Raw genomic sequence first — 19,849 nt, 5'->3', positions numbered from 1 at the left:
GTCACTTCTTCTTCCCCTTGGGGCCGAGGGCGGAGCGGCGGCTGAGCGCGAGCAGCAGGATCATGCCGATGCGGCCCAGGTAGAGCGTGGCCTTCCAGGGCGACTGGCTCGGGGTGCCGGTCGCGCGCGGACGCATCGCGACGGGCACCTGCTCGATCCGGTAGCCGGCCCGGACCACGGCGATGGAGGACTCCACCGTGTCGCCGAGGTACTCCACCGGGTACCAGTGCGCGAAGACGTCGATCAGGTCGCGGTTGGAGGCGCGGAAGCCCGAGGTGACGTCGGTCAGCTTGGTCTTGGCCATGCGGGACAGCCAGAACGCGAGGACGAGCATCGCCCACTTGCGCGGGCCGCGGGTCTCGTAGTCGCCGGTGCCGGCGAAGCGGGCCCCCATGACCAGGTCCGCGCCGGCCTCCAGGCGCGCCAGCAGCTCCGGCACGTTGCGCGGGTCGTGCTGCCCGTCGGCGTCGACCTGGATGGCCACGTCGTAGCCGCGGTCGTGCGCGTAGCGGTAGCCGGCCCGCATCGCGCCGCCGACGCCCAGGTTGTACGGGAGGGTCATCACGGTCGCGCCGGCGCCGCGCGCCACGGCGCTGGTGTCGTCCTTGGAGCCGTCGTCGACGACGAGGACGTCGACGCCGGGGAGGGTCGTGTAGACCTCCTTGACGACGTCGGCGACGCCCTCGGCCTCGTTCCACGCCGGCATGATGATCAATACGCGCTTGCCGTCGATCACTTGGCGCTCCCCTGCCCGGCCGTGTCCGCCGTCTTCGGCCTGTCCGCCAACTCCTTGCGCAGCTCCGTCACGTCGATGCGGAGCAGCGCCACCTCCTCCGAAAGGGTGCGGCCCTCCTCTTCGAGGTGACCCACCTCCCAGCTCAGCTGGAGGCAGACGATGAAGAGGAAGGCGACGCTGAGGAAGAGGATGAGGCTGACGCCGGAGGCCACGCCCACCGCGCGGGCGATGGAGTCCAGGCCGGTCGGGAAGAAGCCGAGCGGGATGATCACCAGGCCGGTGAGCACCCACAGGAACGCGTACTTCTCCTTGAGCTTGCGACGCCGCAGCAGCTCCACGATGCACGCGACGAGAAAGACTCCGGTGACCGAAGTCAGCATCCACAGCTTCATGCGTGGCTCCGGTGTATGGGACGACTCATGGAAAGGGCCTGTCTACTCTTCCAGGGGTGGGCGGCTGGAGAAGGAGCCACCGGATTGCAGTCCACTGTCCGTCGCGATGGTCACGGAGAGTGAGGGAATGGTGATCATTCCTATGAGTGCACCGAACGGTAGCCTACACGAGAGCGAAGGACGAGGGTCATGTAGGCGACCACGGCGAGTGACCCCACCGCGTAGGCGATTTCGACCCTTGTCCGCAGCTCCAGGGGGCTGAGGGTGACCGCCAGGAGAACGGCCGTTCCCACCACCCAGGCGAGCAGTTGCTGTCTCGCCGCGCCGCTCGTGAGCAGCGCCTGGCCGAGCACCATCGCCAGCATGTAGAACATCGTGCCGAGCGACAGCCACGCGAAGTCCACCGGCCCCAGCACGTCCGGCGAACCGAACAGCACCGGCAGCAGCACCGGCCCCAGCGCGACCGCGCCGATCCCGAACGCCGTCCCCAGCCCCGCCGTGAGCGCGGAGGCCCGCAGCAGCATCCGGCGGTACGCGGAGGAGTCGCCCTCGGCCTGCGCCGTGGAGAGCCCCGCGAGCAGCGAGGCCTGGAAGGCGCCGAACGCGAACAGCGGCACCCGCGCCAGCACCAGCGCCGAGAGCAGTGCGGCCACCAGGGCGCTGTCGTCCGTGGAGATCAGCTTCGTACTGATCACCGCGATGTTGACGAGCACCTGCGCGAGCAGCGTCGAGCCGACCAGCAGCCCCAGGTGCTCGATCAGCTCCCGCCAGTGCGCCGTCGAGCCCGCCTTGGAGCCCCGGAACACCGGCGGCAGCGTCACGGCCACCGCGATCAGCGGCGCCACGGTCATCACCGCGGCGAAGACGAACGCCGAGGTCACCCCCGACACCGCGAGCCCCACCGACAGCAGGATCCGCAGCAGGCCGTCCAGGCCCAGCTGCAGCCCGTACGCCTCGAAGCGGCCGAGCCCGGCCAGTATCCCGCGCGTCACATGCGCGCAGGCCAGCGCCGCGAAGGCGCCGCCCACCGCGAGGACCAGGCTCCGGTCGCCGTGGAAGAAGACGTCCGCGAGCGGCCCCGAGAACACCGTCAGCGGCAGCAGCACCGCCGCCAGCAGGCCGAACGAGAGCGCCGCCCCGCGCCGCAGCACGGGCAGCACCCCGTCGCCGTTCACCACCCGGGCGGCGACCACCCGGGTGACCTCCTGCTCGACCGGGAAGAACAGGCCCAGGCCGATGGAGGCCACCGCGGTCCACAGGACCGAGAAGCTCGCCATGTCGTCGACGGAGAGCGAGTGGCCCGCCGCCGCGAGATGGACGTAGTTGGCTCCGCCGAGCACCGCGGTGCCGATGCCGACGAAGGCGGTGCCGCGGGGCAGCGCCGTGGAGATCCGGTCGAGCAGGCTCACGCGCCGGACCGTCCCGGAGCCATCACCCGCAGTGCCTCAGTCAGCTGTTCACGCCAGTGCGGCTGGGCCGCCACACCCGCCTCGGCCCAGCGCTCGTGCGCGAGGACGCTGAAGGAGGGCCGGCGCGCCGGGCGCACGAACTTCTCCGAGGTGGTCGGCCGCACCCGCTCCGGGTCCAGGCCGGTCAGCTCGAAGGCCGCCCGCGCCAGGTCGAACCAGGTCGCCGTCTCGGACGCCGTGCCGTGGTACACGCCCGCCGGGGCCTTCCCCGCCAGCGCCGCCTCGCCCAGCTCGCGCAGCTGGCGGGCCAGCGCGCGGGTCCAGGTCGGCTGGCCGCGCTGGTCGTCGACTACGTCCACCGTGTCGAGCCGCTCGGCCAGGCCGAGCATCGTCGACACGAAGTTGCGGCCGTGCGCCCCGTACAGCCACGCGGTGCGCACCACGTAGCCGCGCTCGGGCAGCAGCTCGGCGACGGCGAGCTCGCCGGCCAGCTTGCTCCGGCCGTAGGCGTTCACCGGGGCGGTGGGGGCGTCGTGCCGGTACGGCTCGGTGGCGTCGCCCGGGAAGACGTAGTCCGTGGAGACCTGGATCAGCACCGCGCCGGACTCGGCGCAGGCCGCCGCGAGGGCGCGCGGGCCGTCGCCGTTGATCCGGGTGGCCGCGGCCTCCTCGGTCTCGGCGCCGTCCACGTCGGTCCAGGCGGCGGCGTTGACCACCACGTCATGGCCGGCGACCGCCGCGCGGACCGCGGCGGCGTCGGTGATGTCGAGTTCCTCGCGGGTCAGCGCGGTGTACTCCGCGCCGGCCTCCCCGAGGACCTCGGCGAGGTCGCGGCCGAGCATCCCGGCCGCCCCCGTGATCAGCCAGCGGCTCATGCGGACAGCGCCGCCTTCGCCTTCAGCGGCTCCCACCACGCGCGGTTGTCGCGGTACCACTGCACGGTGCTCGCCAGGCCCTGCTCGAAGGTGACCTGCGGCGCGTAGCCGAGCTCCTCCTGGATCTTCGCGATCGACAGGGAGTAGCGCAGGTCGTGGCCCTTGCGGTCCTCGACGTGCTCGACCATGTCCCAGCCGGCGCCGCAGGCGTCCAGCAGCAGACCGGTGAGCTCCTTGTTGGTGACCTCGGTGCCGCCGCCGATGTGGTACACCTCACCGGCCCGGCCGCCGCGCAGCACCATCTCGATGCCGCGGCAGTGGTCCGAGACGTGCAGCCAGTCGCGGATGTTCAGGCCCTCGCCGTACAGCGGCACCTTCTTCCCGTCCAGCAGGTTCGTGGTGAACAGCGGGATCATCTTCTCGGGGAAGTGGTACTGCCCGTAGTTGTTGGAGCAGCGCGTCACCACGACGTCCATGCCGTGCGTGCGGTGGTACGACAGTGCCAGCAGGTCCGAGCCCGCCTTGGAGGCGGAGTACGGGGAGTTCGGCGCGAGCGGCCAGTCCTCGGTCCAGGTGCCCTCGGCGATCGAGCCGTAGACCTCGTCCGTGGAGACGTGGACGAAGCGGCCCACGCCGTGCCGCTTGGCGGCGTCCAGCAGGACCTGGGTGCCCAGCACGTTCGTGGTCACGAACGGCGAGGAGTCCAGGATCGAGCGGTCCACGTGGGACTCGGCGGCGAAGTGCACGACCGCGTCCTGGCCGCGCATGACGTCGTCGACGGTCGCGTAGTCACGGATGTCACCGTGGACGAAGGTGTAGCCGGGCTTGTCCGCCACCGGGGCGAGGTTCGCCTCGTTGCCGGAGTAGGTCAGGTTGTCCAGGACGGTGACCTGGGCGCCCTTGCCCGAGGGCAGCTCTTCGGAGAGCAGTGCCCGCACGAACTGTGAACCGATGAACCCGGCGCCGCCGGTGACGAGAATCTTCATAAGGGCCACCATTCTATGGGGTGGCCTTCGCGCACCGTTCCGTGGCCGCCGCCGCGGCGGCGGGCGTGGCCGTCGTCACCCGCGCGAAGGTGAAGGGCCCGGTGGGGCTGCCGTAGGCTGCGTGCCCATGCGTGGAATTTTGCTTGCCGGTGGTACCGGCTCCCGACTGTGGCCGATCACCCGAGCCGTGTCGAAGCAGCTGATGCCGGTCTTCGACAAGCCGATGATCTATTACCCCCTGTCCACCCTCGTGATGGCGGGGATCAAGGACATCCTGATCATCACGGGTCCGGAGGAGCGCCCGCAGTTCGAGCGCCTGCTGGGCGACGGATCCGACTTCGGGCTCGACATCCGGTTCGCCACCCAGGAGCACCCCAACGGGATCGCCGAGGCGTTCGTCATCGGCGAGGAGTTCATCGGTGACGAGCCCGTCGCCCTGATCCTCGGCGACAACATCTTCCACGGCGTCGGCCTCGGCCGGCAGCTCGCCGACTACCGCGAGCCCGACGGCGGCGTCGTCTTCGCCCACGCCGTCTCCGACCCCACCGCCTACGGTGTCGTCGACTTCGACGAGAACGGCGTCGCCCGTTCCATCGAGGAGAAGCCGAAGAACCCGAAGTCCCGCTACGCGGTGCCGGGCCTCTACTTCTACGACAGCCGGGTCGTCGAGATCGCCAAGAACCTGGAGCCCAGCGCCCGGGGCGAGCTGGAGATCACCGACGTCAACAAGCACTACCTGGACCGGGGCGAGCTCCAGGTCTCGGTCCTCGACCGGGGCACCGTCTGGCTCGACACCGGCACCTTCCAGTCGCTCGTGCAGGCCTCCGAGTTCGTCCGCGTGGTCGAGGAGCGCCAGGGCATGAAGATCGGCTGCCTGGAGGAGGCCGCCTGGCGCCAGGGCTTCATCGACGACGAGCGGCTGCGCGCGCTGGCCGAGCCGCTCACCAAGAGCGGCTACGGCGACTACCTGCTCGACCTGCTGGCCTACGAGGCGGACCAGGCCTGAGAAGGCCGAAGAAGGAGCGTTCCATCCATGAAGGTCAACCCCCTCGGCATTGAGGGCGCCTGGGAGTTCGTCCCGCAGCAGTTCGGTGACGCCCGGGGCCTGTTCCTGGAGTGGTACAAGGCCGAGCGCATGGCGGAGGCCGTCGGCCACCCGCTGAACCTGAAGCAGGGCAACCTCTCGGTCTCCTCCGCCGGCGTCGTGCGCGGCATCCACTTCGCCGACGTCCCGCCCGGCCAGGCCAAGTACGTGACCTGCGTGCGCGGCGCCGTGCTCGACATCATCGTCGACGTCCGGGTCGGCTCGCCCACCTTCGGGAAGTGGGAGGCCGTCCGCCTCGACGACCAGGACCGCAAGGCCGTCTACCTCTCCGAGGGCCTCGGCCACGGCTTCTGCGCGCTCACCGACGACGCGACCGTCACCTACCTCTGCTCCGAGGGCTACGCCCCCGAGCGTGAGCGCACGGTCTACCCGCTCGACGCCGAGATCGGCATCGAGTGGCCGGTCGACGGCGTGCCCGAGCTGTCCGCCAAGGACGCCGAGGGCCCGACCCTCGCCCAGGCGCGCGAGGCCGGCATCCTGCCGGTCTACGAGGAGTGCGTGGCCTTCCGCGCCTCGCTCGCCGAGCGCGGCTGAGGCCGCCCGGCCCGCTCCACCACGCTCGTGACGACGGCCCGGCGGCCCCCTCGGGGGAATCCGCCGGGCCGCCGCCGTTCCGTACCGCTTCGCGTTAGGCTGCCCGAATGACGTGGCTCATCACCGGCGGCGCCGGTTACATCGGCTCCCATGTCGTCAAGTCCATGACCGAGGCCGGTGAGCGGGTGGCCGTCGTGGACGACCTCTCCTCCGGAGACCCGGACAGAGTCCCGGCGGGCGTGCCGCTGGAGCGCGGCACCGTCCTCGACCGGGCCTTCCTCGACCGGGTGCTGGCCGAGCACGGCGTCCGGGGCATCGTCCACCTCGCCGGCAAGAAGGCCGTCGGCGAATCCGTCGAACGCCCGCTCCACTACTACCGTGAGAACCTGACGGGCCTCACCGTCCTGCTCGAAGCCGCCGCCGCGGCCGGTGTCGGCTCCTTCCTCTTCTCCTCCTCCGCCTCCGTGTACGGGATGCCCGACACCGAGCTGGTCACCGAGGACACCCCCTGCGCGCCGCTCAGCCCGTACGGCGAGACCAAGACCGCCGGCGAATGGCTGGTCCGCTCGGCCGGCCGCGCCCACGCCATGGCCACCGGCTGCCTGCGCTACTTCAACGTCGCCGGCACCGCCGCCCCCGAGCTCGCCGACACCGGCGTCTTCAACCTCGTCCCCATGGTCTTCGAGCGCCTCGACACGGGGCGGCCGCCGCTCATCTTCGGCGACGACTACCCGACACAGGACGGCACCTGCGTCCGCGACTACATCCACGTCGCCGACCTCGCCGAGGCCCATCTGGCCGCCGCCCGCCGGCTCACCGAGCTCGACGCCGCCGGGGACCACCGCGACCTCACCCTCAACATCGGCCGAGGCGAAGGCGTCTCGGTACGGGAGATGATCGGCCTGATCGGCGAGGTCACCGGCATCGCCGTCGAGCCCGAGGTGGTCGCCCGCCGCCCCGGGGACCCCGCGCGGGTGGTGGCCTCCGCCGAGCGGACCGCCGCCGAACTGGGCTGGAAGGCCCGCCACGACCTCCGCTCGATGGTCTCCTCGGCCTGGGCCGCCCACACCGGCGGCGCCGTCCCGCGACCGGAGTAGGCGCCACGGCGGCGGGCCGGTCCCGCCGCCGGGACCGGCCCGCCGGTGGCCGGATCGGGTCCAGCAGCCGGAATGCAGGGGCGCCACGGAAACGCGTTCGCGTAGATTGCGCGACGGCAGCCGAGGCGAGCAGGACAGGCACGATGGGGTCGACGCAGGTGACAGTGGCAAGGCAGTACGTGACGGAAGCCCGCAGGATCGTCGTGAAGGTCGGCTCCTCCTCGCTGACCACCGCCGCCGGCGGCCTCGACGCCGACCGGGTCGACGCCCTCGTCGACGTCCTCGCCAAGGTCCGCAGCGGCGGCGAGAAGGAGATCGTCCTGGTCTCCTCCGGCGCCATCGCCGCCGGCCTCGCCCCACTCGGCCTCACCCGCCGCCCCAAGGACCTGGCCCGGCAGCAGGCCGCCGCCAGCGTCGGCCAGGGACTGCTCGTCGCCCGCTACACCGCCTCCTTCGCCCGCTACGGCGTCCGCGTCGGACAGGTCCTGCTCACCACCGACGACACCAGCCGCCGCGCGCGCCACCGCAACGCCTACCGCACCCTCGACCAGCTGCTCGCCATGGGCGCGCTGCCGGTCGTCAACGAGAACGACACCGTCGCGACGGACGAGATCCGCTTCGGCGACAACGACCGGCTCGCCGCCCTCGTCGCCCACCTCGTCCGCGCCGACCTGCTCGTCCTCCTCTCCGACGTGGACGGCCTCTACGACGGCGACCCGGCCAAGCCCGGCACCTCCCGCATCGCCGAGGTCACCGGACCCGCCGACATCGCCCACGTCGAGATCGGCTCGGCCGGCAAGGCGGGGGTCGGCACCGGCGGCATGGTCACCAAGGTCGAGGCCGCCCGGATCGCCGCCGCCGCCGGCATCCCCGTCGTCCTCACCTCCGCCAGCCGCGCCGCCGACGCCCTCGCCGGCCGCGACACCGGCACCCACTTCCACCGCACCGGCCGCCGCTCCGCCGACCGGCTGCTGTGGCTCGCGCACGCCTCCACCCCGCGCGGCGCCCTCGTCCTCGACGACGGCGCCGTCCGTGCCGTGGTCGAGGGCAAGAAGTCGCTGCTCGCGGCCGGAATCGCCGCCGTCGAGGGCGAGTTCAGCGCCGGCGACCCGGTCGAGCTGCGCGACCCCGCGGGCCGCGCGGTCGCCCGGGGCCTGGTCAACTTCGACGCCAAGGAGTTGCCCCGGCTCCTCGGCCGCTCCACCCGCGACCTGGCCAAGGAGCTCGGCCCGGAGTACGAGCGGGAGATCGTCCACCGCGACGACCTCGTGGTGATGTGAACCGAAACGGCTGAAAGTCTGGTCATCCGGTAGGGACCTTTACCAAAACCACCCCACGCGCCGCCCAGGGCTGGTCAACTTTGTCTCGGGGGCATGGAGAGGGCGGGGAACACCAGCACGCGTACACGCAGCAGCACGCAGCACAGGCATCACACAGGAGGCCGCCGGTGAGACGAGCGCGCCCAGGGGCACTGCCCCGCGGGTCGGCCGAACGCGCCCTGACGAGCGTCGGGGCCGGAGCCGACTTCGACGAGTTCGCCGAGTCCGAGACGACAGACGAGACCACGGGGACCGAGGGCCCGGAGCCGGAGCTGTCCAAGCTCTGGCACATCACCCTCAGCGTCTCCGGCGCGGAAGCCCCGCTGAAGGAGGTGCGCCGCGCCCTGGAACAGCTGGCCCACGACCACCCCTTCCTGCTGACCAGCCGCTACGCGAACGACCACGCCGAGATCCGCTACTGGGAGGAGGCCCGCGACCTCCACGACGCCGCGGCCGTCGCCCTGCGGCTGTGGGGCGAGCACCGGCAGAGCGCCAAGCTGCCGCCCTGGGAGATCGTCGGCCTGGAGGTCATCGACCGGGAGACCTACCACCAGCGGATCGCCGAGGGCTACGGCCCGCCGCCCGCCGCCCCGGTCGGCGTCCACCCGTACTGACCGGGTCCGCGGCCGGACGGCCGTCCGCCCGGCGGACGGGCCGCCGCCGGGCACGCGTCTCGCGGTACGGGACGGGCGGGGCATACGTGAGGGATGTCCGCAGAGGTGCCAGTACCCTGCGGGCATGACCTCGCTCACGCCCTTCGACAACATGTCCCCGGTCGCCCAGGCCGCCTACCGGGCCCGTGCGGCAGCCGCCGAAATCGCGCCACTCCCGCGCGCGGCGAAGGACGACGCCCTGCTCGCCGTCGCGGACGCCCTGGAGGTCCGCACGGCCGAGATCGTCGAGGCCAACGCCGAGGACATCGCCCGCGCCCGCGAGGCCGGCACCAGCGAGTCCGTCATCGACCGCCTGACCCTCACCCCCGAGCGGATCCGGGCCATCGCCGCCGACGTCCGGCACGTCGCCGCCCTGCCCGACCCGGTCGGCGAGGTCGTCCGGGGCTCCACCCTCCCCAACGGCATCGACCTGCGCCAGGTCCGCGTCCCGCTCGGCGTCGTCGGCATCATCTACGAGGCCCGGCCCAACGTCACCGTCGACGCCGCCGCCCTCTGCCTCAAGTCCGGCAACGCCGTCCTGCTGCGCGGCTCCTCCTCCGCGTACGCCTCCAACACCGCCCTGGTCCGGGTCCTGCGCGACGCCGTCGGCGGCGCCGGACTGCCCGCCGACGCGATCCAGCTCGTCCCCGGCGAGTCCCGCGACTCCGTCCGCGAGCTGATGCGCGCCCGGGGCCTCGTCGACGTCCTGATCCCGCGCGGCGGCGCCTCCCTCATCAAGACCGTCGTCGAGGAGTCCACCGTCCCGGTCATCGAGACCGGCACCGGCAACTGCCACGTCTACGTCGACGCCCAGGCCGACCTCGACATGGCCGTCGAGATCCTGGTCAACTCCAAGGCCGACCGGGTCAGCGTCTGCAACTCGGCCGAGACCCTCCTGGTCCACCGCGACATCGCCGACGCCTTCCTGCCGCGCGCCCTGGACGCCCTCGCCGAGGCCGGCGTCACCGTCCACGCCGACGAGCGGGTGCTGGCCCGCGCCGAGAGCACCAAGGCCACCGTCGTGCCGGCCACCCCGGAGGACTGGGAGACCGAATACCTCTCCTACGACATCGCCGCCGCCGTGGTCGACTCCCTCGACAAGGCCGTCGAGCACATCCGGCTCTGGTCCTCCGGCCACACCGAGGCCATCGTCACCACCTCCCAGGCCGCGGCCCGCCGCTTCACCCAGCTGGTCGACTCGACCACGGTCGCCGTGAACGCCTCCACCCGCTTCACGGACGGCGGACAGTTCGGCTTCGGCGCCGAGATCGGCATCTCCACCCAGAAGCTGCACGCCCGGGGCCCCATGGGCCTTCCGGAGCTCACCTCCACCAAGTACATCGTGACCGGCGACGGTCACGTCCGGTAACCGGAATCCGGTGTCCGGGGCAGGGACAGTTCGCGCTCTCCCTGCCCAAAACCCCCTCCCAGGTCTACTCTGAACCCGTGCCGGACGACGTGGGGGGCACGCCGTTCCCGAACGGCGAAGACCCCGAGGCCCCCGAGGGCTCTGTCGACCGCGGAGGCGCGGACGACTTCGCCTCCGTGGTGTTCGACGAGGACTTCGTCCGGGCCGCCACCGTCCACGAGCCGACCGCCGTCGAGCGCCTGCTGGCCGCCGCCCAGGCCCGCGCCGAGGCCGAGGCGGCCCGCGCCCGGGCCGTCGCCGGACTCGCCGACGACGAGCTCTACGACGACCCCCACGACCCCGACCGGCGCCGCTACGCGGACGGCTACGACCCGGACACCGCCGAGGACGACTTCGGCCCCTACGGCCCCCACGGCGGCGCCCTGCGCCCCTACAAGGGCAGCGCCCGCTGGCACCGGCCGGTCGCCTGGGTGCTCGCCCTCGTGATGGGCGTCGGCATGGTCGCCCTCGCCTTCAGCGCCGTCTACCGAGGCGCCTCGGCCAACCGCCAGGACCGCGTCCCGCCGCCCGCCACCACCGGAGTGGACGAGCCCCGGGCCGTCCCGTCCGGTGCCGCCGTGCCCACACCGCCCGTCGCGCCCGCGCTGCCCGCCCTGCCCGCCCTGCCCGCCGTCCCGGCGGCCGTGCCCGGCACCCCCTGAGCGGTCCCCGGCCGACTCCCGACCGGCTCCTGACCGGCCCGGCGCCGCGCCGCCGCGAAGTCGCGGGCCGCTCGGCGTTTACCGGGGCTTCCGCAGACCTACCCTGAAGGTATGGCAGGGCGTGGCGACCCGCCTGAGGGGACCCCCGAGGGGCTCCCCGGCGGTGACGACGAGTACCGAGCCGTCGTCTTCGACGAGGCGTTCGTCCGTGCTGCCCGGCTCCAGGAGTTCTCCGCCCAGGAGCGGATGGGGGAGTACGGCCAGGCCGTCCGCTCCCGCCCCTCCTGGGAGGGCCGCGGCGGCGGCTCCCGGCCGGCCCTGATGCTCGTCCTCATGATCCTGCTGGCCTTCGGCACCGCCGTCTACCTCGGCGTCCGCACCCCCTACCAGGCCCCCGTCGACCAGCGGGCCGAACCGCTGCGCACCACGGTCGTCCCCCTCGCCCCGGAGGGCCCCGTCCCCGGCGGCACGGCCGACCGGCTCTTCGCCCACAGCCCCGCCGCCGAATACGCCGTCGGCGCCGCCGGGATCAACTTCCCGCTCACCGACCGCACCCCCCACTTCTCCGAGAGCCAGGTCCTCTCCGCCCTCGGTATCGCCAAGGAATACCTGGTCGCCTCCTCCCTCGAACCCGGCGTCCTCACCGGCGCCACCGTCCGCCCGGCCCGGCTCCTGATCGACCCGGACCAGCTGGAGCAGTTCGACCGGAGCGTCGCGCAGCCCCAGGACGACGGCCGGCACGCCGTCGCCGGCTGGCTGGTCCGCTTCGACCCCCGCCAGGTCACCCTGGCCGCCCCCACCGTCCGCGTCCACGGCACCCTGCACATCGTGGAGCTCGACACCGACCTCCTGGAGGTCACCGCCGACCACACCTTCACCTACGCGGTCCGCCCCGCCTCCGCGGGCCCCGGCCCGGCGCCCCGGGCCTCGCTCTTCACGGTCCACCGCGAGCTGCGCTTCCGCTTCGACCGCGAGGACCTGCGGGCGCACCACGCGGAGCTGTTCAGCAGCACCGTCCAGGCGGGCCCGCAGAGCTGCGACGGCGACACCACCGGCGCGCTGCGCCCGCTCCTCGCGGGCGCCCGCGCCGACCGCGCCCACCAGGCGGTCACCGACCCGTACGCGACGGGCCGGCCCGCCATCGGCGGCCTCTGCGGGACCCTGGCCCCGGGCGCTCAGCCCTCGGCCTGACCGCCCTGCCCGCCCCGCTCGTCCTTGCCGCGCTGCTCGTCCCCGCCGCCTTGGCCGCCGTTGCCACCCTGGCCACCCTTGGCGCCCCGGCCGAACAGCTTGCCGCTCAGGTCCCCGGCGAGGTCCCCGGCGCCGCCGGCTATGTCGCTGACCAGCTTCATCAGCGGATCCTTGCTGGTGCGCACGGTGTCGGCGTAGTGCCGGCCCGACTCGCGGAAGGAGTCGGTCACCGAGGTGTCCTTGTCCTCGCTCCGCTTCGGGTAGTGCCCGTCCATCAGCCGCTGGTAGTCCCGGGTCTCGGTCCACTTCTTCAGCTCGGCCGCCCGCACGGTGGTGAAGGGGTGCGAGCGCGGCAGCACGTTGAGGATCTTCAGCACGGAGTCGCGCAGGTCGCCGCCCTTCTCGTACTCGTCGGCCTGGGCGAGGAAGGCGTCCACGTTCATCTCGTGGAGGTGGTTGCCGCCGGCGATCTTCATCAGCCCGCGCATGGAGGCCTGGACGTCCTGCCCCACGAGCAGCCCCGCCCGGTCCGCCGAGAGCTCCGACTTGCGGAACCACTCGCGCAGCGCCGTCACGATCGCCATGACCGCCACGTTGCCCAGCGGGATCCAGGCCACCTTCACGGCCAGGCTGGTGAGGAAGAGCAGGATCGTCCGGTACACCGCGTGGCCCGACAGCGCGTGGCCCACCTCGTGTCCGATGACGGCCCGCATCTCCTCCTCGTCGAGCAGCTCGACCAGGCCGGTGGTGACCACGATGATCGGCTCGTCCAGGCCGATGCACATCGCGTTCGGCTTGGGGTCCTGCGTGACGTACATCGGCGGGACCTTCTCCAGGTCCAGGATGTAACACGCGTCCCGCAGCATGTCGTTGAGATGGGCGAACTGCGCGTCGCTCACCCGCACGGAGTCGGACAGGAAGAGCAGGCGCAGGCTGCGCTCGGGCAGCAGCGCGCTCAGTGCCTTGAAGACGGTGTCGAAGCCGCTCAGCTTGCGCAGCGCGACCAGCGCCGAGCGGTCCGCCGGGTGCTCGTAGGCCCGCGAGGAGATGCCGGCGAAGCGCCTGCGGTTGCGCCCCGGAAGGTTTCCTTGCTGGTTCTCGGTCATGGATGCCCCCAATTCGTACGAGTCGGTGCTCGTCCCCCTGACACGACCCAGCCTAGGCGAGGGGACTACCGTGTGCCGGAGCCTGTGGATAACTCGGGCACCGCGGACAATCGAGGAGCATGACCGCCATGACGGACCACGCGACCACCGCCGTCACCACCCTGCTCGCCGCGACGGAGCAGCAGGGCCCCGGAGACACCCTCCGCATCGTGCTGCTGGTCTCGATCGTGGGCGGCGCCCTGCTGGCCTGGTTCCTGCTGCGGGGCTACGGCGACAAGGGCGACGGCGGGCCCGGCGAGGCGGCCGAAAAGGACGCGGGTGACGCCAACGCCTGAGTCGGCGTGAGCGCGCCGCGACCTCCCGCATACGATGTGCGCGAAGTCTCCGCTCCCATCCCCGATCGAAGGTCCTGCCGAAGATGAGCCTCCACGCCACCGCCGCCAACCTGGTCACGCTCGCGAACGAGGGTGCCGAGCACGGCGGAAACCACGAAAGCCTCAGCCCGTACGTGACGGGTGGCGGCGCCCTGCTCGTGCTGCTGCTTCTGCTCTGGGTCACCACCCGCTTCAACCGCGACCGCTGAGCCGAGAGGCCGCTGATCCGGCGTCTGCCGCCGTGCCAGTAGGCTCTGCACGCATGGGAGAGCAGGAAGTGCCTACCGGCGGTCGCGGCAAGCGCCGACTCGGCGTGATGGGCGGAACGTTTGACCCGATCCATCACGGACACCTGGTGGCCGCCAGTGAGGTGGCCGCCCTGTTCCACCTCGACGAGGTGGTGTTCGTGCCGACCGGGCAGCCCTGGCAGAAGAGCCACAAGGCGGTCTCGGCGCCGGAGGACCGCTATCTGATGACGGTCATCGCGACCGCCTCCAACCCGCAGTTCTCGGTCAGCCGCATCGACATCGACCGCGGCGGTCCGACGTACACCATCGACACGCTGCGGGACCTGAGCTCCCTCAACAGCGACGCGGACCTCTTCTTCATCACCGGCGCCGACGCGCTCTCACAGATCCTCACCTGGCGGGACGCCGAGGAGCTGTTCGCGCTCGCCCACTTCATCGGCGTCACCCGCCCGGGCCACGACCTCACCGACGACGGCCTGCCCAAGGGCGGGGTCTCGCTGGTCGAGGTCCCCGCGCTCGCCATCTCCTCCACCGACTGCCGGGTGAGGGTCGCGCAGGGCGACCCGGTCTGGTACCTGGTTCCGGACGGCGTGGTGCGCTACATCGACAAGCGCCAGCTGTACCGCGGCGAGTGAGCCTCGGGGAGGGGCACCGGTGAACGATCAGCAGAACCCGTACGACCCGTACTACCCGCAGCCGCAGATCATCGGTTACGACGCGTACGGGCAGCCGGTGTACCAGCAGCAGGTGCCGCAGCAGCACTACGACCCGTACGCGCAGCAGCCGCACCAGCAACAGCAGGCGCCGCAGCAGGACCAGCACCAGCACCAGCAGCAGTACGGCTACGACCCGTACGCCCAGCCGGTCCAGCAGCCGCAGTACGACCCGTACGCCCAGCCGGCCTCGTACGACTACCAGCCGCCGTACGACACGGGCGCGCAGGTCCAGGCCGACCACACCGCGCAGCAGTGGGCCGTCCGGACCGAGGCCGCCCCCGTGGTCCCGGCGCCCGCCGCCGAGCCGCAGGTCCCGGAGGCGGTCCCGCAGACCGCCGCGCAGCCCGCCGCGCAGAGCGGCGTGCCCGGGCAGCGTCCGGCGCCGGAGGACGACGGGCGCGCGTACCGCACCGAGCAGTTCTCGTTCATCGAGGAGCCCGACGAGGACTCCGAGGACGTCATCGACTGGCTCGCGTTCACCGAGAGCCGCTCCGAGCGGCGCGAGGAGGCCCGCCGCCGCGGGCGCAACCGCGTCGTCGCCCTCGTGGTCGCCGTGGTCCTCCTCGTGGCCGGCGGCGTCGGCTACCTCTGGTACGCGGGGAAGCTCCCCGGCATGTCCGGCGACGAGGCCGAGCGTACCGCCGCCACCGGCCCGCAGAAGCGCGACACGATCATCGTCCACCTGCACAACACCACCGGCGGCGGCACGTCCACCGCCCTCCTGGTGGACAACGCCACGACCAAGCAGGGCACCACCGTCCTGCTGCCCAACTCGCTCGCCGTCGCCAACGACGAGGGCTCCTCCACCACGCTCGCCAAGTCCGTCCAGGACGACGGCTCCAGCGGCACCCGCGAGGCGGTCGGCAACCTCCTCGGTACGAAGATCACCGGCACCTGGCGCCTCGACACCCCGTACCTGGAGAGCCTGGTCGAGCTCGTCAGCAGCATCGACATCACCACCGACACCGATGTGCCCGGTGCCAAGGCCGGTGCCGCGCCGCTGGTCGAGAAGGGCGAGAACCAGACCCTCAACGGGCGGGCCGCCGTCGCCTACGCCACGTACCGCGCGCCCGGCGAGCCCGAGGCCAAGCAGCTCCAGCGCTTCGGCCAGGTCATGTACGGGGTGCTGCGGAAGATCTCCGACGACCCCAAGGCCGCCACGGTCACCATCGAGACCCTCGCCCAGATCCTCGACCCTTCGCTGCCGGAGAAGGACCTCGGCGCCTCCCTCGCCAAGCTGGCCGAGCACGCCAAGGTCGGCGACTACAAGACGACGGTCCTGCCGGTCGAGACGGACGGCTCGCTCAGCGAGGCCACCGGCGACAGCGTGGTCAAGGACATCCTCGGCGGCAAGGTCTCCGCTCCGGACCAGAGCGGAGTGACCCGCGTGGCGATCCGCGACGCCAGCGGCTCCGGCGCCACGGACACGGCCCGGGTGGTCCTCACCAACGGCGGCTACGTCGTGGTCGGCGGCACCAAGGCCGACATCCAGGAGAAGTCCCAGGTCGTCTACGGGGACGAGGCCCAGAAGGGCGCCGCGGTCGAGGTCGCCAAGACCCTCGGCCTGCCCGAGGGCTCCGTGAGCAAGGGCAAGGCGGCCGGAAACGCCGAGGTCACCGTGGTGATCGGGCGTGACTTCAAGGCTCCCGGAGCCGAGCGATGACCCTCCGGTAATCCTATTCGGGCACGTCGGCGGTACATGAGACCCTTGAGGGGACCCATGACCGCCGACGAAAGCCTGCTTGTGACCGCCACGGACCGCTCCATCGAGCTCGTCACCCTCGCCGCCCAGGCGGCGGCCGACCGACTCGCGCACGACATCATCGCGTACGACGTCAGCGATGTGCTGTCGATCACCGACGCCTTCCTGCTCGCCTCCGCCCCCAACGACCGCCAGGTCAAGTCGATCGTCGACGAGATCGAGGAGCGGCTCAACAAGGAGCTCGGCGCCAAGCCGGTGCGCCGTGAGGGCGACCGCGACGCCCGCTGGATCCTCCTCGACTACGTCGACATCGTCGTCCACGTCCAGCACAGCGAGGAGCGCGTCTTCTACGCGCTCGAGCGCCTGTGGAAGGACTGCCCCGAGATCCCCCTGCCCGAGGACGCCGTGAAGACGCTCGGCAAGGCCGAGGAGCACGCCCGCCTCATGGGCGCCGACGGGGCGGACGGTGAGCTGAGCTGAGCGGCGGCAAGGGCGGCACCGGCCGCCGCATCGTCCTGTGGCGCCACGGCCAGACCTCCTGGAACCTGGAGCGCCGCTTCCAGGGCTCCACGGACATCGAGCTGACCGAGACCGGCGTCGCCCAGGCGCGCCGGGCCGCCCGGCTGCTCGCGGCCCTGGAGCCCGATGCGGTCGTCGCCTCCGACCTGAAGCGGGCGGCGGCCACGGCCGCCGAGCTCGCCGCGGTCACCGGCCTCGCGGTCGCCCATGACGCCGCGCTGCGGGAGACCTACGCGGGGGAGTGGCAGGGCCTCACCCACGACGAGATCACCTCGCGCTTCGGCGAGCAGTACGCCGCCTGGAAGCGAGGCGAGCCGGTCCGCCGAGGTGGCGGCGAGCTGGAGACCGAGGTGGCCGACCGGGCCGCCCCGGTGGTCCTGGAGCACGCCGAGAAGCTCCCTCAGGACGGCACGCTCGTCGTCGTCAGCCACGGCGGCACCATCCGCACCACCATCGGCCGGCTGCTGGGCCTGGAGGCCCAGCACTGGGAGAGCCTTGGCGGGCTCTCCAACTGCTGCTGGTCCGTCCTCGGCGAGGGCGCGCGCGGCTGGCGCCTCATGGAGCACAACGCCGGCACGCTGCCCGAGCCCGTCCTCGGCGACGACGACTGAGCCCGGCCCAGGGCCCGGGGACCTCGGATTTCACTTTCCGGTAGGTCACAGGCTAGAGTTCTTCTTGTTCGCAGCGCAGAGCGCGAAGAACACGAGGGGCTATAGCTCAGTTGGTAGAGCACTTGCATGGCATGCAAGGGGTCAGGAGTTCAAATCTCCTTAGCTCCACAAATCCTCGAATCCCGTCCCCAGCAGGGGGCGGGATTCGTCGTTTCCGCTCCCTCGTACCGACGTCGACGGCGCTGACGCCCTTGCGGGGCCATGGCAGAATCGGACCGCCGGAGGGGGACGTGGGTCCGGGGCGGGAGGGAGCGCGCATGGCCGTGGACGGTGCCGAGGTGACCGAAGCCGATGCCGTCGCGGAACCAGCCGCGTCCCGTCCGTGTCCGTCGTGTCCGCCCTGCCCTCACAGCCGGAGCTGAGCGATGGGTGCACACAGGCGGAAGTGCGACTGGTGCGGCAGCGGTACGCCGATCGTCCGGGACATGGACCCGGTCAACCCCGCGTTCCAGTACTGGTGCGAGGAATGCGCGCGGGCGCTGATCATAAAAGGCGACCCCATCGAGACCTACCGTGAACTCGAAGGGGAGCCGATCTACGGCCGGCTCCTCGACGAGCACTGCACCCTCAAGCGGTTCTACTCCTTCGCGACGGCCTGAGCCGCCGGTTCGGCCTCCCGCGCCCCGGCCGTCACGGCGTCCCGCGCGGGCGCGCCCCGGCCCTCGGCCGCCCGCCGACGCAGCGTCAGCGCGTACCCGGCGAACACCAGCGTCGCCGTGAGCGGATAGACCGCCGACAGCAGCATCTGGCCCGCGTTCTGGTCCAGTTCGGGACGGCCCGGGTCGTGCGGTACCCACCAGAGGGCGAACGAGGCGAAGGCCAGCGCCACCGCGCCCGTCACCGGCCACAGCCGCCCGGTCCGGTCGTACAGCAGGATCAGCAGCGGCACGCACCACACCCAGTGGTGGGACCAGGAGATCGGACTGATCATCAGGGCCGTGAAGGCGGTCGTGATCACGGCCACCGCCTTGTCGCCGCGCACCGCCGCGCGCACCGCCAGCACCATCGCCGCGCCGCCCAGCAGGGCCGCTGCGGCCACCCACCACAGGCCCGGGGCGTCGGTGTGCAGCAGCCGGGCCAGGACCCCGCTGAGGGACTGGTTGGCGGTCTCCTCGGCGTGGCCGACCCGGCCCGTCTCGAACAGCGTCCCGGTCCAGAACCTCTTCGAGTCCGCCGGCAGGGCCAGCGCCATGGTGAGCGTCGTCACCAGGAAGACGCCGGTGGCCGTCAGCGCCGTCCGCAGCCACTGGTTGAGGGCGCGGTCGCGGCGCCACAGCAGCAGTCCGGCGGCGAGCAGCAGGACCACGAAGAGGCCCGGGGTGAGCTTCACGGCGGTCGCGAGCCCGATGCCGAGTCCGGCCCAGCGGCTGCCCTCGCGGCGTGTCAGATCCCACAGCACCGCCACCGCGACGAGCAGGTTGATCTGCCCGTACCGCAGCGTCGTCCACACCGGCTCGCACCAGACCGCGATCGCGGCGATCCACAGGGTCGTACGCCATAGGTCGGCGCGCGCTCCCGCGCGGGACAGGGCCGGGCGGATCAGCTGGAGCGACAACTGCACCAGGGCGACGACCAGGAGCAGGTTCCCGGCGGTGGTGAGCGTCCGCATCAGGGGGACGGACACCAGGGTCAGCGGCAGGAACAGCACGGCCGCGAACGGCGGGTAGGTCATGGCGAGGTTCGCCGACGTGGCCCGCATCGCGTAGAGGTCCTCGCCGGCCCGCAGCGTCTCGGCCTCGGCCCGGTAGACCATCACGTCGAGCATGTTCACGTGGGCGAGGCGTTGCGCCACCCAGAAGGCCGCGAACGACAGCAGGCAGACGACGGCGGCGGTGGCCAGGGGCCACCTTCGGGCGGGGGAGCGGGCAAGCACGGACTCGGTCACAGGGGGCGACCCTACCCGCAGGGTTCGGAGGCTCCGGGAAACGATTTGGCGATCCGGCGAGGATCCGGTTAATGTTCTGTCTGTCGCCGCGAGGGAAACGGAAACGAAAACCGAAGCGGAGATGAAAGACAAGGGGCTATAGCTCAGTTGGTAGAGCACTTGCATGGCATGCAAGGGGTCAGGAGTTCAAATCTCCTTAGCTCCACAGATGGGAAGCGGGTCATCCGAATCGGATGGCCCGCTTTCTTCATGTGCGTCCAC

At 71.9% G+C, this 19,849-nt stretch carries 22 protein-coding genes and 2 tRNA genes; 17 read left to right on the top strand and 7 right to left on the bottom strand.

Going from position 1 to position 19,849, the window contains the following annotated elements:
- Position 1: 1 nt before the first annotated feature.
- From ACZ6J5_RS05505 to rfbB, 5 genes are all read right to left on the bottom strand, one after another.
- Positions 2 to 736: a glycosyltransferase family 2 protein gene (locus ACZ6J5_RS05505; protein WP_469387879.1), complete on the bottom strand. Its 735-nt coding sequence runs from the start codon at positions 734 to 736 to the stop codon at positions 2 to 4.
- On the bottom strand, positions 733 to 1,128 hold the full coding sequence (locus ACZ6J5_RS05500) for a DUF2304 domain-containing protein (RefSeq protein ID WP_362479953.1): 396 nt from the start codon (positions 1,126 to 1,128) through the stop codon (positions 733 to 735). The genes ACZ6J5_RS05505 and ACZ6J5_RS05500 overlap by 4 nt, the downstream gene beginning before the upstream one ends.
- A gap of 140 nt (positions 1,129 to 1,268) precedes the next feature.
- Positions 1,269 to 2,537, bottom strand: coding sequence for a lipopolysaccharide biosynthesis protein (locus ACZ6J5_RS05495; RefSeq protein ID WP_469387877.1), 1,269 nt, complete (start codon positions 2,535 to 2,537; stop codon positions 1,269 to 1,271).
- Positions 2,534 to 3,412: a dTDP-4-dehydrorhamnose reductase gene (gene rfbD, locus ACZ6J5_RS05490; protein ID WP_469387875.1), complete on the bottom strand. Its 879-nt coding sequence runs from the start codon at positions 3,410 to 3,412 to the stop codon at positions 2,534 to 2,536. The genes ACZ6J5_RS05495 and rfbD overlap by 4 nt, the downstream gene beginning before the upstream one ends.
- Positions 3,409 to 4,398: a dTDP-glucose 4,6-dehydratase gene (gene rfbB / locus ACZ6J5_RS05485; RefSeq protein ID WP_469387872.1), complete on the bottom strand. Its 990-nt coding sequence runs from the start codon at positions 4,396 to 4,398 to the stop codon at positions 3,409 to 3,411. The genes rfbD and rfbB overlap by 4 nt, the downstream gene beginning before the upstream one ends.
- A 127-nt stretch (positions 4,399 to 4,525) precedes the next feature.
- Between rfbB and rfbA the strand changes: the two genes are divergently transcribed.
- From rfbA to ACZ6J5_RS05445, 8 genes are all read left to right on the top strand, one after another.
- Positions 4,526 to 5,404: a glucose-1-phosphate thymidylyltransferase RfbA gene (rfbA, locus tag ACZ6J5_RS05480; protein ID WP_469387870.1), complete on the top strand. Its 879-nt coding sequence runs from the start codon at positions 4,526 to 4,528 to the stop codon at positions 5,402 to 5,404.
- A gap of 27 nt (positions 5,405 to 5,431) precedes the next feature.
- Positions 5,432 to 6,037: a dTDP-4-dehydrorhamnose 3,5-epimerase gene (rfbC, locus tag ACZ6J5_RS05475; RefSeq protein WP_469387868.1), complete on the top strand. Its 606-nt coding sequence runs from the start codon at positions 5,432 to 5,434 to the stop codon at positions 6,035 to 6,037.
- A 107-nt stretch (positions 6,038 to 6,144) separates the two neighbouring features.
- A complete protein-coding gene (gene galE, locus ACZ6J5_RS05470; RefSeq protein ID WP_469387866.1) occupies positions 6,145 to 7,134 on the top strand; it encodes a UDP-glucose 4-epimerase GalE in 990 nt (329 codons plus the stop codon).
- Positions 7,135 to 7,313: 179 nt separating this feature from the next.
- Positions 7,314 to 8,414, top strand: a complete 1,101-nt coding sequence (gene proB, locus ACZ6J5_RS05465; protein WP_469387864.1) for a glutamate 5-kinase — start codon at positions 7,314 to 7,316, stop codon at positions 8,412 to 8,414.
- Between the two features lie 167 nt (positions 8,415 to 8,581).
- Entirely contained in the window at positions 8,582 to 9,067 is a 486-nt protein-coding gene (locus ACZ6J5_RS05460; RefSeq protein WP_469387862.1) for a hypothetical protein, read from the top strand.
- Between the two features lie 124 nt (positions 9,068 to 9,191).
- Positions 9,192 to 10,475, top strand: coding sequence for a glutamate-5-semialdehyde dehydrogenase (locus ACZ6J5_RS05455; RefSeq protein ID WP_469387860.1), 1,284 nt, complete (start codon positions 9,192 to 9,194; stop codon positions 10,473 to 10,475).
- Between the two features lie 77 nt (positions 10,476 to 10,552).
- Positions 10,553 to 11,176, top strand: coding sequence for an SCO2584 family spore wall biosynthesis protein (locus ACZ6J5_RS05450; RefSeq protein ID WP_469387858.1), 624 nt, complete (start codon positions 10,553 to 10,555; stop codon positions 11,174 to 11,176).
- Positions 11,177 to 11,287: 111 nt separating this feature from the next.
- Positions 11,288 to 12,367: an SCO2583 family membrane protein gene (locus ACZ6J5_RS05445; RefSeq protein WP_469387856.1), complete on the top strand. Its 1,080-nt coding sequence runs from the start codon at positions 11,288 to 11,290 to the stop codon at positions 12,365 to 12,367.
- Here ACZ6J5_RS05445 and ACZ6J5_RS05440 read toward each other — a convergent pair.
- Complete coding sequence (locus ACZ6J5_RS05440; RefSeq protein ID WP_469387854.1) at positions 12,352 to 13,473, bottom strand: M48 family metallopeptidase; 1,122 nt, start codon at positions 13,471 to 13,473, stop codon at positions 12,352 to 12,354. The genes ACZ6J5_RS05445 and ACZ6J5_RS05440 overlap by 16 nt on opposite strands.
- A gap of 119 nt (positions 13,474 to 13,592) precedes the next feature.
- Between ACZ6J5_RS05440 and ACZ6J5_RS05435 the strand changes: the two genes are divergently transcribed.
- The 8 genes from ACZ6J5_RS05435 (at position 13,593) to ACZ6J5_RS05400 (ending at position 18,302) form a co-directional block, all read left to right on the top strand.
- Positions 13,593 to 13,808, top strand: coding sequence for a hypothetical protein (locus ACZ6J5_RS05435; protein WP_469388680.1), 216 nt, complete (start codon positions 13,593 to 13,595; stop codon positions 13,806 to 13,808).
- Positions 13,809 to 13,891: 83 nt separating this feature from the next.
- Positions 13,892 to 14,056 carry a hypothetical protein gene (locus tag ACZ6J5_RS05430; protein WP_469387852.1) on the top strand — a complete coding sequence of 55 codons (165 nt, stop codon included), beginning with the start codon at positions 13,892 to 13,894 and terminating at the stop codon, positions 14,054 to 14,056.
- A 53-nt stretch (positions 14,057 to 14,109) separates the two neighbouring features.
- The gene (nadD, locus tag ACZ6J5_RS05425; protein ID WP_469387850.1) at positions 14,110 to 14,730 is read left to right on the top strand and encodes a nicotinate-nucleotide adenylyltransferase; all 621 of its coding nucleotides are present in this window, start codon (positions 14,110 to 14,112) and stop codon (positions 14,728 to 14,730) included.
- 19 nt (positions 14,731 to 14,749) lie between these two features.
- The gene (locus tag ACZ6J5_RS05420) at positions 14,750 to 16,474 is read left to right on the top strand and encodes an LCP family protein (protein WP_469387848.1); all 1,725 of its coding nucleotides are present in this window, start codon (positions 14,750 to 14,752) and stop codon (positions 16,472 to 16,474) included.
- Positions 16,475 to 16,555: 81 nt separating this feature from the next.
- Complete coding sequence (gene rsfS / locus ACZ6J5_RS05415; protein ID WP_469388656.1) at positions 16,556 to 16,993, top strand: ribosome silencing factor; 438 nt, start codon at positions 16,556 to 16,558, stop codon at positions 16,991 to 16,993.
- Entirely contained in the window at positions 16,990 to 17,643 is a 654-nt protein-coding gene (locus tag ACZ6J5_RS05410; RefSeq protein WP_469388655.1) for a histidine phosphatase family protein, read from the top strand. Before rsfS ends, ACZ6J5_RS05410 begins: the two co-directional genes overlap by 4 nt.
- A 95-nt stretch (positions 17,644 to 17,738) precedes the next feature.
- A tRNA-Ala gene (locus ACZ6J5_RS05405) sits at positions 17,739 to 17,811 on the top strand.
- Between the two features lie 257 nt (positions 17,812 to 18,068).
- Positions 18,069 to 18,302 (top strand): hypothetical protein, encoded by a 234-nt coding sequence (locus tag ACZ6J5_RS05400; RefSeq protein WP_361163216.1) that lies wholly within the window; start codon positions 18,069 to 18,071, stop codon positions 18,300 to 18,302.
- Here ACZ6J5_RS05400 and ACZ6J5_RS05395 read toward each other — a convergent pair.
- Entirely contained in the window at positions 18,281 to 19,588 is a 1,308-nt protein-coding gene (locus tag ACZ6J5_RS05395; protein WP_469387846.1) for a glycosyltransferase 87 family protein, read from the bottom strand. The genes ACZ6J5_RS05400 and ACZ6J5_RS05395 overlap by 22 nt on opposite strands.
- Before the next feature lie 132 nt (positions 19,589 to 19,720).
- Here ACZ6J5_RS05395 and ACZ6J5_RS05390 point away from each other — a divergent pair.
- Positions 19,721 to 19,793: transfer RNA gene (locus ACZ6J5_RS05390), tRNA-Ala, on the top strand.
- The last annotated feature ends 56 nt before the right edge of the window (positions 19,794 to 19,849 follow it).

The organism is Streptomyces sp. NPDC042100 (assembly GCF_055582325.1).
Note: the sequence above shows the minus strand (reverse complement) of the source record. Positions and strands in the feature narration are given on the sequence as shown.